This is a genomic window from Streptococcus suis, assembly GCA_022354845.1.
In the GTDB taxonomy this organism is placed as follows: Bacteria; Bacillota; Bacilli; order Lactobacillales; family Streptococcaceae; genus Streptococcus; species Streptococcus suis_AA.
This window is the reverse complement of sequence record CP031970.1, coordinates 521,635-534,453: the sequence shown is the minus strand read 5'-3', so window position 1 is coordinate 534,453 and position 12,819 is coordinate 521,635. Positions and strand designations below refer to the sequence as shown.

Genomic DNA, 12,819 nt, shown 5'->3' with positions numbered 1-12,819 from the left:
TGTGACAAATGTCATATTATATTCAATGAAAATCAAAAGTAGCCTAGGAAACGAAGTCGAAAATAGAACTGGAGTTCATCAAGGCAAGTTGACAACGGATAATTTTGATTTTCGAAGAGTATTAAATAATGAAGCAAAAAAGAGCCCTACTGTGGACCCTTCATCTATTTACAACTTAGGTGATTGACCAAGTTCTGCCTGTAGCATCCAAATATGTTTTTCAATACTAGCCTTAGCCACATTGAAAATGTCGTTGGTTACGCTGTCACCTTCTTCATTACTGACATCAAATCCCTTTTGGAAAAGAGCAGCCAGATAGCGGAACACCTCTACCACACGCGCCAATTGATCTTCAATCGTTACATTGTAATCACCAGGAACTTCCTTGAGCTGACTATTTTCACTAAACTCTTTAAGGGTAGAAAATGGTGCCCCACCCAAGGTGATGAGTCGCTCACTCATCTCATCCAAATAACCATCGATTTCTTCCATATAGTCATCCATCTTTGGATGCCAAGTCATAAAGCCACGACCACGCATATACCAATGAACTTGATGGAGGATGGAATGGGCAACTGATAAGTCAGCTACAGCTTGATTCAATACAGCCTTTGAATCAACTAACAATTTAGATTGACGTGGAGAAAGAGTTGCAACTTCTGCTGGAGTTTGATAATAATTTTGTTTCATCATTTACTATCCTTTCTATTTCTTAATATAAGAATATATGATAATCAAAAAATATTCAAGTAAAAACGTTTATTTATAAGATGTTAATCTATTAACAAGTATATCCCTTGCTATATATGTGAATATAGGTTAGACTAATGATAGTATAACTATGTGATTTTTCATATTCACTTGAAAATCACCGCATTCATCTATTCAAAGAGGAGGGATTCTTATGTCAGAAGACAAAATCAGTGCAAAATTGGAACAATTATCAGGCTCAGTAAAAGAAGGTTTTGGTAAATTAACAGGTGACAAGGAAATCGAAGTCGAAGGAATTGTCGAAAAGGGAATCGGAAAAGCTAAAGAACTGGTTGAAGATGCAAAAGACAGTATCGAAGGTGCAGTGCAGGGCATTAAAAATGCATTTGACAAGGAAGACAAATAACATATAATTCATATAGGTTGACTTCCTATAGTTAATTACTCAAGGTGAAAATAAGGGGTTGTGGGGAATTCAGACAATTAGTATGAATTCTATCCAACTCCTTTTTCTTCTGTAGCGAAAGGAAATAGTATGCAAAAAATAGTTTTTGTCTGCCTTGGAAATATTTGTCGCAGTCCAATGGCAGAGTTTGTTATGAAAGATTTAACAAATCAAGTATATATTGAAAGTCGAGCAACATCTAGCTGGGAACACGGAAATCCCATTCATCCTGGAACGCAAAATATTTTCAGAAAACACAATATCAGCTATGATAGCACAAAAACATCGCAACAAATCAGTCAGAAAGACTTTGAGACATTTGACCTTATCATTGGAATGGACAGTCAGAATATCCAAGACCTGAAAAGAATGGCCCCTTCTTCTGTCCAAGAAAAAATTTTCCAATTTACTGATAAATCGGTTCCAGATCCATGGTACACTGGTGATTTCGATGAAACCTATGAGATAGTAAAAAATGGCTGTTCCAGATGGCTAGATAGATTGTAAAACAGAAACCTATAACAATTTCCGCTGTGTAATATTTTTGTAATATTTGTAGAAAAATGGTAAACTATGTTTGATTCTATCGGCATCTTATTCCTGTATGATTAAAGTTCGGAATCAAATATATTGAAAGAGAATTTCTATGAAAGAGTTACAATTATCATCAATGAAACCACATATAACACGCAAGAATCTTGAAATCGCGACTGTTGTACTGCTCGCCTTGTGTGCAGTATTTACCTTTATTGGACGAATGAATAGCAAGGAAGTCCTAACCCTAGATAATGGAAAAATCAAGTATGAAGGGTATGTTGTCGCCTCTAAAATGAATGGTCAAGGAAAACTTACCTTTGAAAATGGAGATGCATATGAAGGGGAATTCTCCAATGGAATTTTCAATGGAAAAGGAACCTATAAGTCAGCTCAAGGCTGGACCTACACTGGTCAATTCAAAAATGGCTATGCGGATGGAAAAGGAAAACTAACCACCGAAGGACAAGCAACATACGAAGGAACATTTAAACAGGGGATTTATCAACATGCGAATTAAATGGTTATCGGTTATTAGGGTCATTGGACTTTTATTTGTCTTACTTTATCACTATTTTATTAAACAATTTCCAGGTGGCTTTGTTGGGGTAGACCTATTCTTTACCCTGTCTGGTTATCTGACAACTGCAATGCTTATTGATGAATTTGCAGCACACAAAAAAATTGACATCATTGCCTTTTTCCGTCGTAGAATCTATCGCATTTTACCGCCTTTAGTACTGACTATCTTGCTCGTCGTACCACTTGCTCTGACCATTCGGAATGACTTCATCGCTAATATCGGTAGTCAAATCACTGCTGCTTTAGGTTTTGTAACAAACTTTTTTGAAATCCTATCTGGTGGAAGCTATGAAAATCAGTTTTCTCCTCATTTGTTCGTACACACTTGGACGCTCGCTATTGAGATGCAATTCTATATCATCTGGGCAGGATTCATTTGGTTCATGGCAAGGACTGCTCGAACAATTGGACAATTGAGAGGAACCATTTTCCTAAGTTCAAGCATTCTATTTCTCTTCAGTTTCTTGGGAATGTTCATTTCGGCTTTCTTTATCAGCAACTATTCAGCAATCTACTACTCAACCTTTACACATATATTTCCATTCTTTATCGGAAGCATATTAGCTACAATAGTTGGTGTAAAACAAACAACGCACTCCTTCCACAAACTAGTTGAACAATTCTCTATCCGAAATCTATTACTCATTTTTGCAGGTGGTTTCGGCATTGAATTACTCCTTCTATTTTTCCTTCAATTCAGCTCTATTTGGACTTACCTTTTTGGTTTCCTCTTGTCCGGTTTGGCAACAGCTGCAATGATCTTCTCAGCTCGAATCCTTCATGAGAAAACACCTCATATTACTGAGCCAAAGACCATCTTGTTCATTGCCAACATTTCTTATGGAATGTATCTCTTCCATTGGCCATTTCTCATCATCTTTTCTCAATTACTCCCAAGTATCGTGGCTGTTATCCTATCTCTCATTTTTTCTACTATCCTATCAACCATTTCCTTCTATGTTTTGGAACCATATGTTGTAGGTAAAGTAGGAAAATTATTTGGTCTAGCGGTCGACTTAAAGCCCTATAAGAAACATATTACCATCGGTTTTTCACTACTAACTGTTCTGAATATCGCGATCTGCTTATTTGCGCCGAAACTAGGAAATTTTGATAAAGAAAATATGATCAGCTCACTTTACCAAGCTCAAACGCAATTGGCCACCACTCGAGCTGGTGTAGAAAATGCTCAAGCAACCAGTTATGAGATTCAAGAGGGGGTAACCATTTTCGGTGACTCTGTTACTGTCCGTGCTAGCACAGCTGTTCAAACAGCTTTACCTGACGCACAAATCGATGGAACTGTTAGCCGGCATCTAACTGAGATTTCCGGTCTAATCAGCTTATACAAGAAAAATAATATCCTGAAACAAACTGTTGTAGTTGCATTAGGGACCAATACAAGTGATAATTATCAAGAATTATTAGATCAGCTTGTCAAAGAATTTCCTAAAGGGCACAGACTCATCTTTGTCACACCCTATGATGGTAATTATACTCCAAGCAATTCACTTGCTTATCAGACAGGCCAATACGAAAAAGAATTGGCAAACCAATATGATTATATTTCGATTGCTGACTGGTATCAAGCTGCGAAAGACAGCCCAAACATCTGGATCAATACAGACCTTGTGCATTTCAATCTCGAAACAGATGGAGCAACAATCTTTGCAACAACCATTAAGGATGCTGTAGAAGCCAGTGCAAATGGACCAATTAAAAATTGAATAAGTATCCAGGAAAATAGAATTAGTATTAGATGGATGTAATAATCTTATACACTCAAAAAATAACAAAATAAGAGCCACGACGTGGCTCTTATTTTGTTATTTCTGCTTGCTTTGGAATCGCCATTCAAACCGTTTCTGATCATAAAATGGGTACATGGCTTGTAAAAGTGTGATAGCCAGTAACCAACCTCCGATAATATCGGTTGGGTAGTGTACCCCAATATAGATACGAGATATGGCAACCAATATAGAAATGAAAACAAGAAGGGCTTGCACAGCAGTTCGGGCCAATCCCTTTTTCATACGTTGTTGTAGCACGATGACAATTGCTCCTGCAATCATCATAGTTGACGCTGCGTGCCAACTTGGAAACGAATAGCCAATTGTATCAATTAACCATTGGATGCTCGGGCGAGGACGTTGGTAGACATATTTCAGGGCTGTTGATGCTACCCCCATCGCTGCAAAGCTAGCAAGTAAAAAATACGCTTCAATCTTCCACTTCTTATAGAAATAAAAGAATGCCGCCACAAGCAAGGTAATGGCTAAAATAATAACTGTATTTCCTAAAATGGTAATAGACGTCCAAAACTGGGTTACTCCATTCGGTAGATTACCACGAATGGCTGTTTGAATGGTTGAATCAAACCCCGCTAAAGATGTCTGGAAAAATTTTGCCGTATAGCCTAAGATAACAAATGCTAGGGCAAAAAAGGATGCGTTTCGTAAATGGATTTGTTTATTCTTCATACATATAGTTTACCTTAAAAAGGTTAAACTTTCTTTAAAATTGGCTGAGCAGCTTTTTGGCAAATATAAAATACCGCTGATAAGACAATCCCTTGTAACAGATTAAATGGTAATACCATCATCAATAGGTAATTCCACAAGCCTAAAATTTCTTTAATATCAAAGTTTGCAAATGCAGCATAGACTGGCACTGCATAAACATAGTTCAGTAACAACATGACTAAGGTCGAACCAATGGTTGCAACGATTGCTGTTTTGATGTAATTTTTAATAGTCTGATCTTTTTTCCAGAAATATGCCACCGCTAAAATAAAGATTGACATAGCAGCGATATTCATCGGTAAACCAATAATGGTTGATGGCCCCTGATTGTTTAAAATCAGTTTGAGCAAGGTTCGAACCAAAAGGATAGCAAAACTAGCCTTGGTATCTAAAATTAACAGACCAAACAAGATTGGTACTAGTGAAAAATCCACCTCTAAGAAATTCGCCGTTGGAATAAGGGGAAATTTCAAGTACATGAGCAGAAAAGATACTGCTGAAAGAATGGCGATAATCGTCATTTTGCGTGTGTTTGTCATAAAGGTTCCTCCAATTATTGAAAATTGAAGAAGTCCAAAAGAGCAGGCTAAAAACCGTGCACTTCGTCTTCTCCCATCCAGACTATACTGTCGGTTGTGGAATTGCACCACATCAGCTTTCGCTCGCAGACTACCAACGGTCTATTTTGTTCTAATACTGTGTTAGCTCATCTTGACATACATTCAGTATGGTCTTCGATTCGCTGTCTAGTCTTAAAACAAAATAGCCACGTTTTTCACTGCCGGTCGGGAATCACACCCTGCCCTGAAGACTCTACCATCATACCAAAAAAGCCTTGCAAATGCAAGACATTAAGATGTATTATTTAATATTATGATTTCTTTATGATTTCAATTTATCTTGTTCATAGGTATGGAGCAACTCAAGACCAACAAATTTTTGTTGACGCAGTGCTTCATAAACAATCATACATACCGTATTCGAAACGTTCAGACTCCGCACATGTTCATCATTCATCGGTATGCGAATTGCTTTATCTGGATGTTTTCGCATAAACTCCTCAGGTAACCCCTTGTCTTCTCTACCAAAAAGAAAATAATGGATTTTTCCATCATCATACTGTTCAGCTGAGTATGTTTTATCTGCAAATTTTGACACCAGGTGCACTACTCCCTGTTGACTGGCATACCGCATAAATTCTTCCAGATTATCATAAAAGCGAACATCTAATTTATCCCAATAATCCAACCCTGCTCGCTTCATTTTACGATCATCAATTGGAAAACCCATCGGTTTTATGATATGTAATGGACTGTTTGTCGCAGCACAAGTCCGAGCAATATTTCCTGTATTTTGTGGAATCTGTGGTTCAAACAAAACCACATGATTTTTTGCAGTTTCTTCAATATAATCTAATTCTTCTATATTCATGATAGCCTCTCTAACTTGACAACGATTGGTTGACTTCAATAAAAAACAATTCAGTCTATTCTTTTCAATATTGAAAGAAGACAAAAAAATAGCCACACTGCCCGGAGTCACGCTCAGCAAACAGCATGGTGAATGATGATTCATTCACTTAACTCACAACAGGTTTGAGGTAAATAAATGAAATCGTGATATTATTGTAGCTCAATTAGCTGTGAAAATCAAGCGTTTTGCCCATTTTTTTTCAATTTTTCGCAGAAAATTTGGGAGAAAATGTGAAAGTTGCAAATCTATACATCCCCTGCTCGGGTGTGTATGCAATGATGAACTATGAAATTCTGTGAGAATGATAACTAGTAAGTGACACTTGATATTCTAATCATAAAGGAGGACAGCGACTAAACATTCTCAGAATCCTAGGTACTCAGACAGATTACCTCTACAATCTTGAAAACCCCTTAAAAATAGTATTTCAACAGAACAACCACTATAAAAAACAGAAAAACGCATAAGATCAATACTCTTGTAAAAGAAATCGATTTTATGCGTTTTATTCTGTGGAAGACCTCATACCAATGAAAAACAATCTGAATCAAAAGCCAAAGCCACTTCATTTGTTTTTTCTTTCGATTGACATGCTGCAAATACAGCGATTGACAAAAAGCTAATTCCAGCCAAAGTCAGTTTTTTCATCCTTTTCATATCTCTACCTCACTTTTTTATTTTGAATAGTACAACATGAAAAAGAATAATTATGCAATATTTTCTGAAAAAACATTCGTCTTTTACAAAAGACCGTGAAGCCTGAAAAAAACAAGCAAATAACCTACATATGCTTGTTTCTTCGTAAACTAAACGTATCTGGAACTGGATCATCGCCACCTTCTACAAAGGGATGACAGCGACCAATTCGAGCTAGTCCCATTAATAAGCCCTTGAGTCCATGTTTATTTAAAGCTTCAATCATGTAATTTGAACAGGTCGGCTGATAGCGACAAGATGGGGGAAAGAGGGGAGAAATGAATGTTTGATAAAGCCGAACCAAGCCGATGAAGAGCTTGACCATTATTTTTTAACAGTCTTAGCAACAGCAAGTGTGTGGAGCTTACTAATATCTTTCTTATTCAGCTTGCGATATTCCCCAGGACGTAAGCCAGTCAAATCCAGATTGCCAAAACGGGTTCGAGATAGTTTATCCACCTGCAAGCCCACAGCTTCAAACATCTTCTTCACTTGATGATTGCGTCCTTCATGAATTGTCAACTCAACTACAGAACGGTTTTTTACAGGATCCACCTTAATGATTTCATAGACAGCTGGCTTGGTTTTCTTACCGTCAATGACCACCCCACGAGTTAAGGGACGTAAGACTTCCTTATTGGCGATGCCTTTCACACGCGCCAAATATACCTTATCAATCTCATTTCGTGGGTGAATCATTTCATCGGTAAAGTCCCCATCGTTGGTCAATATCAAGACCCCAGACGTATCCCAGTCTAGCCGACCAACAGGATAGATGCGTTCCTTGACCATAGGCAGTAAGTCTATGACAGTCTTACGGCCCTTGTCATCAGATACACTAGAAATAACACCACGTGGTTTATTTAGTAAGTAATAAACCTTTTCTTCATTATAAATTGGCTGTCCTTCCACTTCAACCTTATCACCTGACTTGATAAGGGTCCCTAGCTCTCGAACCACCTGACCATTGACAGTAACTTGCCCTTGCTTAATCAGTTCTTCCGCCTTTCGACGACTGGCTACACCAGCATGGGCAATGTATTTATTAATTCTCATTTTCTAACTCATTTCTTTCTAAGAACAACTCAGTCTCCTCTTGGACAATTTCCAAATCAGATACATCTGGCAATTCTTCTAAGCTGTTTATTCCCATGTAATCAAGGAAATAATCCGTTGTTACATAAAGATTGGGTCTTCCAAGCACTTCCTTCTTGCCGTTCTCACGAATCAAATCAAAGGCTTGTAATTTACTAATCGCACCGCTCGAATTAACCCCTCGAATATCATCAACTTCTATCCGTGTAATCGGCTGCTTATAGGCAACAATAGACAATGTTTCTAAAAGTGCTCGCGACATAGTCTGATTGATCGGTGTTTTGGCATAGATTCTTAGAAGCTCAGCATATTCTTTTTTGGTAACCAATTTAAATCGGTTAGATGATTCCAAGAGAGCTAAGCCTGAATCGGGATCCGCTTGGTATTTCTCGCTGAGTTTCTCTAATTGCTGATTAACCGCTGTTGGTTGTAATTCCAACATCTCTGCAAGATTGCGTAAGGTCAACCCTTCTTCTCCAGCCACAAAGAGCAGGACTTCGATTTCAGCTAAGCGATTCATTTTCTCTCCTTACTAGATAAATATCCCCAAATATTTCAGCCTGTTCCAATACAATTTCATGAACCTTGACCAATTCCAGGGTTGCGAGAAACATCGTAATCACTTCGTTAATATCTTGACTTTCCAGAAACAGCTGACGAAGTTCGATGCGTGGATGACTCTGGAAACGATTACGTACAAAGTCCATCATATCTTCAATTTTGTATTCATCCCGTGCAATTGTTGCATGAGACTGGCGCAAACTGGCTTGTTTTTCTGCCATTACTTTTGAAAATGCTAGGAAAATATCAATCACCGTTTTATCTTGCGCTAGTTGGACATCCTCACAGATTAAATCTAGCTTTGGTTTTGAAAAATAATGTGCCCGTTCATTATGTTGCTCCCCCATTTTTTCACTGAGAAGCTTAAAATTCCGGTATTCTTCTAATTGGTCCAAGAGATCCATTTCCGGATCATCTTCAGGATCTGCCTGTTCAACGACCTTTGGCAATAAACGACGGCTTTTTATCACCATCAATTGGCTAGCCATTAGCATATATTCTCCCGCTACTTCTAACCGCATGGCCTGTAAGGTCGCAATGTAGGCTAAATATTGCTCAATAACTTCCGTAATTGGAACCTCGTAAATATCTACCTGATACTTGGATACCAAGTGGAGTAAGAGATCTAAGGGTCCTTCAAAATCTTTTAATTTAATATCCATTATCTAAATTTATCCAAACTCACGCTTGTTTTCAGTCCTAACTCCTTGGCGATTTGGTCCAAAGATTTTCCTTCGTCTATCTGTTGTAGAATAAATTGTTCTCGCAATTTTTGGGCAGTCCAATCGGTTTTTCCTATAGATTGTAAATATTCACTCAACCGATTAAAGAACCATTGACGAGAGTATGGGTACCCCTTCTTATCGAATACATATTTTCCAGTTAGGTGGTTTTCTACATAGGAAAGAAGTTCCTTCGGCAAACTAAGAACCCGCTTGGTAGCTCCCTTCTCAACTGTCATAACTTGAAAGTTCAGGTTCATCTGCTCACTCTTTAGCTCTGCTATTTCACTAGGCGTAAGCCCTAGCAATGCAATCAAAAGTGCAATAAGCTGTCCATCAAGAAATGGTGATTCCCGAAAAAGCAGTGATAAATCTTCACGTTCCATCCGCTTTTTGACACGACCAGAGCTTGCCATTGCCTGCAGTTTATAGAAACGATCCATGTACCCACTTTCATAAAGGAAATAGAGAAATTGATTGATAGTTGATACTTTTCTTTTCTGAGCAGCAGGTTTCAGATCCAAGAGAAACTGTTGATAGAGCAGTAGGGACTGTTGGGAAATCTCTGCCTTGGTCACGGTCAAAAATTGCTGTAAATCATAGGTATAGGATTTTTGGCTATTTAGGCTGATTTTTTTGCTCTTGATAAAGGTTTCAATCGCTTGTTTCATTTCTTTCCTTCTTTTGACGCGAGTGGAAAATTATGTAGAAGAGCATTGATTGCTTTTAAGATGGATTTTCGAGTAATGATACCTACGAATTTCCTGTTTTCTCCAAGAACAGGTAAGAAAGATTGATCTACCAATTTTCGCATTACTTCCGTTAAGTCATAATCTAGGCCAACGGTTTCTTCATCCGTTTTTGCAATGAGGGAGATATCTACATTTAATTCATCATCGGTCAGTTCATTATCTGACTGGTATTTGATAATTTCAGTTAAACCAATTGTTCCAAAATAGTTTCCATCTTCTGTCACTACAGGTACACGCGAGTAGGTTGTGTGGCTAAGCAACAGTTTTGCATGGTCAATATTGTGACTCTCCACCAAAACTGCCAATTTTTCAGCAGGAGTAAGGAAGGTTTCTTCCTGTTCTAACAAGAAGGCTTCAAATTCACGTGCAATCATCTTGAAATATCCTTTGTCAATGCTGGGTAGAGTTGGTGCTGTCGGTTATAATAATCAATATGAAAATAATCATCAGAGATGGTTACAAGGGCATAGAGACATTCTCTGACCAGACCACGTGGTTGGCTAACGGAGCCAGGATTGAGAAAGAGCGTCTTGCCTCGAACTTCAGCATCAGGTACATGCAGATGCCCATACAAACAAATATCCGCATCAACTTCCTGTGCCCAATAATCCAACCGCTGCCAGCCGTAATTAATGCCATAAAGATGACCATGAGTCTGTGCAATGGTCACATCGTCGAAATTGGTAACCAATTGGTCTGGGTAACCACCAAAGTAGTCACAATTCCCGTTGACAACGTAAACTCCATCCCAAATACTATCTTGACTATCTAGTTCAGAATCTCCATTATGAAAGATTGCAGCGACCTTACCAAAATAACGGTTTTTAATTTCTTCAACGATCTGTCTATCCCCATGAGAATCACTCATGACTAAGATTGTTTTGCTTGCTCCTGCCATACAGGAAATGCCTCCACTAATTTTTCTAATGCTTGCGCACGATGAGAAATTTGATTTTTTTCTTCTAAGCTCAATTCTGCCGCAGTCTTACCTGTTTCACCGACAAGAAAGAGTGGATCATAGCCAAACCCATTTTCACCGCGTCGCTCCATTCCGATATATCCATCCCAGTCAGCTTCAACAACCAAACTCTCACGATTTGGAGCAGCCATAACTAGGGTACAATGGAATTGTGCAGAACGATCCTTTATTTCAAATACCATCGCCAACTCGTGCAACAATTTAGAATTATTGCCTTCATCCGTTGCTTCTGGTCCTGAAAAACGGGCAGACCAAACTCCTGGCAAGCCACCTAAAGCATCAACTTTCAGACCTGAATCATCTGCCAAGACCATCTTGCCTGTCAGCTCTGCTATGGTTTCAGCCTTCAAGCGTGCATTTTCCTCAAAAGTCATACCTGTTTCTGCTACATCTGGAAGATCTGGATAGTTGTTGAGGTTCTCGACCTGATAGCCAAATCGCTCAAAAAACTTGCGAAATTCCCTGGTCTTGCCTTCATTCTTTGTCGCAATAAGGATAGTATCCCCAACACCAGCAAGTCCCTTATCTTGTCCGAAGAAGGTTGCCATCTCAATTCCTTCTTTTGGTAAATGAACCAAGAGAAGCTTGTCATTTTCTGTTACCAGAATAGCTCCTTGATGTTGAAGAACCTGCAAGTCACGACCTGTTTCTGTCTTGATGATTTCCACTATAAAGCGAAAAAGCTGGAAATCAGATTGTTTCCTTACGATTGTCACATCATAGCCCGAAAGAACATCATTATCAGTTGGAGGGTTTAGGCGAGTCAAAAGCCTATTGAGGTAAAAATGTTCTTCATCACTCACATTTCCAATACCAGCAATCGAGTTAAAACCCTCCCACTTTCCAATAAACCAATTATGCTCATCTCTGTATTCATAAATTTTTTCTGTCATAATGATACGTGCTCCACATGAATATCAATGCCCATCCAGCTTTCAGCAATTTCCTTAAAGGCCGCTGGGCTGGCAGTTGTGTAAAAACGGTGCTGAATATCCTTTTCTGTGCGGCTATGGTTGATTTCAAAATAATTTAACAATACAGAAATATCCCGCGCACACTCTGCCCCACTGTCAATCAGTTTAACGTCTTTCCCAATCGCATTCTGAATAATCGGACACAACAATGGAAAATGAGTACAGCCCAAAACCAATGTATCCACCTTTCCTAAGAGCGGACGCAAGGTCTCATAAACAACTTTCTTTGCTAGGCTAGACTGATGACTATTGGACTCAACCAGAGGGACGAACTTTGGACATGCCAAACTTTCTACCTGTGTCTCTGGAGATAACGTTTGAATTTTTTCTCGATAAATATCAGACTGAATGGTCATAACAGTCCCCAAGACGCCTATTTTGCCAGCTTTTGTTGCCTTAATGGCCGCCGACGTCCCTGGTAAAATAACCCCCAAAACAGGAATATCTAATTTTTCTTTGACTTCTTCCCAAGCTACTGCAGTCGCCGTGTTACATGCAAAAACAATCATTTTCACATTCTTTGTCAATAGAAAATTGACCAACTGCCAAGTATATTCTCTGATTTGTTCCGCTGGACGGGGTCCATAAGGTGCCCGTGCCGAGTCCCCGATATAAACGATTTCTTCGTGAGGAAGCTGGCGCATCAATTCACGCGCAACCGTTAATCCTCCCACACCTGAATCTAAAAAACCAATTGGTCGATTATCCATAATACTGAGAATAGCCAGATAATCTGACTAGCCTTTCTTTTCCTACTCAAAAAATGGGATCTG

At 38.7% G+C, this 12,819-nt stretch carries 18 protein-coding genes and 1 riboswitch; of the genes, 5 read left to right on the top strand and 13 right to left on the bottom strand.

The window, feature by feature from the left end; genetic code table 11:
• Position 1 precedes the first annotated feature (1 nt).
• Positions 2-187 (top strand): hypothetical protein, encoded by a 186-nt coding sequence (locus D2A30_02860; protein ID ULL20607.1) that lies wholly within the window; start codon positions 2-4, stop codon positions 185-187.
• On the opposite strand, the gene D2A30_02855 is transcribed toward D2A30_02860, so the two are convergent.
• The gene (locus D2A30_02855) at positions 169-693 is read right to left on the bottom strand and encodes a DNA starvation/stationary phase protection protein (protein ULL20606.1); all 525 of its coding nucleotides are present in this window, start codon (positions 691-693) and stop codon (positions 169-171) included. The genes D2A30_02860 and D2A30_02855 overlap by 19 nt on opposite strands.
• A 211-nt stretch (positions 694-904) precedes the next feature.
• On the opposite strand from D2A30_02855, the gene D2A30_02850 reads away from it, so the two are divergent.
• From D2A30_02850 to D2A30_02835, 4 genes are all read left to right on the top strand, one after another.
• Positions 905-1,117 carry a CsbD family protein gene (locus D2A30_02850; protein ULL20605.1) on the top strand — a complete coding sequence of 71 codons (213 nt, stop codon included), beginning with the start codon at positions 905-907 and terminating at the stop codon, positions 1,115-1,117.
• 129 nt (positions 1,118-1,246) lie between these two features.
• Complete coding sequence (locus tag D2A30_02845) at positions 1,247-1,663, top strand: low molecular weight phosphotyrosine protein phosphatase (GenBank protein ID ULL20604.1); 417 nt, start codon at positions 1,247-1,249, stop codon at positions 1,661-1,663.
• Between the two features lie 139 nt (positions 1,664-1,802).
• A complete protein-coding gene (locus D2A30_02840) occupies positions 1,803-2,210 on the top strand; it encodes a hypothetical protein (protein ID ULL20603.1) in 408 nt (135 codons plus the stop codon).
• Positions 2,200-3,999 carry an acyltransferase gene (locus D2A30_02835; GenBank protein ID ULL20602.1) on the top strand — a complete coding sequence of 600 codons (1,800 nt, stop codon included), beginning with the start codon at positions 2,200-2,202 and terminating at the stop codon, positions 3,997-3,999. The genes D2A30_02840 and D2A30_02835 overlap by 11 nt, the downstream gene beginning before the upstream one ends.
• A 99-nt stretch (positions 4,000-4,098) precedes the next feature.
• Here D2A30_02835 and D2A30_02830 read toward each other — a convergent pair whose 3' ends face one another.
• The 12 genes from D2A30_02830 to D2A30_02775 all read right to left on the bottom strand — a co-directional run bounded on the left by D2A30_02830 (position 4,099) and on the right by D2A30_02775 (position 12,756).
• Positions 4,099-4,752, bottom strand: a complete 654-nt coding sequence (locus tag D2A30_02830; GenBank protein ULL20601.1) for a PAP2 family protein — start codon at positions 4,750-4,752, stop codon at positions 4,099-4,101.
• 23 nt (positions 4,753-4,775) lie between these two features.
• A complete protein-coding gene (locus D2A30_02825; protein ID ULL20600.1) occupies positions 4,776-5,333 on the bottom strand; it encodes an ECF transporter S component in 558 nt (185 codons plus the stop codon).
• Between the two features lie 61 nt (positions 5,334-5,394).
• A riboswitch (FMN riboswitch) is annotated at positions 5,395-5,610 on the bottom strand.
• Positions 5,611-5,676: 66 nt separating this feature from the next.
• Positions 5,677-6,225, bottom strand: coding sequence for a tRNA (cytidine(34)-2'-O)-methyltransferase (locus D2A30_02820; GenBank protein ID ULL20599.1), 549 nt, complete (start codon positions 6,223-6,225; stop codon positions 5,677-5,679).
• An 823-nt stretch (positions 6,226-7,048) separates the two neighbouring features.
• Positions 7,049-7,288, bottom strand: coding sequence for a membrane protein insertion efficiency factor YidD (yidD, locus tag D2A30_02815; protein ID ULL20598.1), 240 nt, complete (start codon positions 7,286-7,288; stop codon positions 7,049-7,051).
• Positions 7,288-8,019 carry an rRNA pseudouridine synthase gene (locus D2A30_02810; protein ULL20597.1) on the bottom strand — a complete coding sequence of 244 codons (732 nt, stop codon included), beginning with the start codon at positions 8,017-8,019 and terminating at the stop codon, positions 7,288-7,290. The genes yidD and D2A30_02810 overlap by 1 nt, the downstream gene beginning before the upstream one ends.
• Positions 8,009-8,578 (bottom strand): segregation/condensation protein B, encoded by a 570-nt coding sequence (locus D2A30_02805; protein ULL20596.1) that lies wholly within the window; start codon positions 8,576-8,578, stop codon positions 8,009-8,011. Before D2A30_02805 ends, D2A30_02810 begins: the two co-directional genes overlap by 11 nt.
• On the bottom strand, positions 8,562-9,281 hold the full coding sequence (locus D2A30_02800; protein ULL20595.1) for a segregation/condensation protein A: 720 nt from the start codon (positions 9,279-9,281) through the stop codon (positions 8,562-8,564). The genes D2A30_02805 and D2A30_02800 overlap by 17 nt, the downstream gene beginning before the upstream one ends.
• Positions 9,281-10,012 carry a site-specific tyrosine recombinase XerD gene (gene xerD / locus D2A30_02795; protein ID ULL20594.1) on the bottom strand — a complete coding sequence of 244 codons (732 nt, stop codon included), beginning with the start codon at positions 10,010-10,012 and terminating at the stop codon, positions 9,281-9,283. Before xerD ends, D2A30_02800 begins: the two co-directional genes overlap by 1 nt.
• Positions 10,009-10,467, bottom strand: coding sequence for a CBS domain-containing protein (locus D2A30_02790; GenBank protein ID ULL20593.1), 459 nt, complete (start codon positions 10,465-10,467; stop codon positions 10,009-10,011). The genes xerD and D2A30_02790 overlap by 4 nt, the downstream gene beginning before the upstream one ends.
• The gene (locus D2A30_02785) at positions 10,464-10,991 is read right to left on the bottom strand and encodes a metallophosphoesterase (GenBank protein ULL20592.1); all 528 of its coding nucleotides are present in this window, start codon (positions 10,989-10,991) and stop codon (positions 10,464-10,466) included. The genes D2A30_02790 and D2A30_02785 overlap by 4 nt, the downstream gene beginning before the upstream one ends.
• Positions 10,964-11,965, bottom strand: coding sequence for a nucleoside-triphosphate diphosphatase (locus D2A30_02780; protein ULL20591.1), 1,002 nt, complete (start codon positions 11,963-11,965; stop codon positions 10,964-10,966). Before D2A30_02780 ends, D2A30_02785 begins: the two co-directional genes overlap by 28 nt.
• Entirely contained in the window at positions 11,962-12,756 is a 795-nt protein-coding gene (locus tag D2A30_02775; GenBank protein ULL20590.1) for a glutamate racemase, read from the bottom strand. Before D2A30_02775 ends, D2A30_02780 begins: the two co-directional genes overlap by 4 nt.
• Between the last annotated feature and the right edge of the window lie 63 nt (positions 12,757-12,819).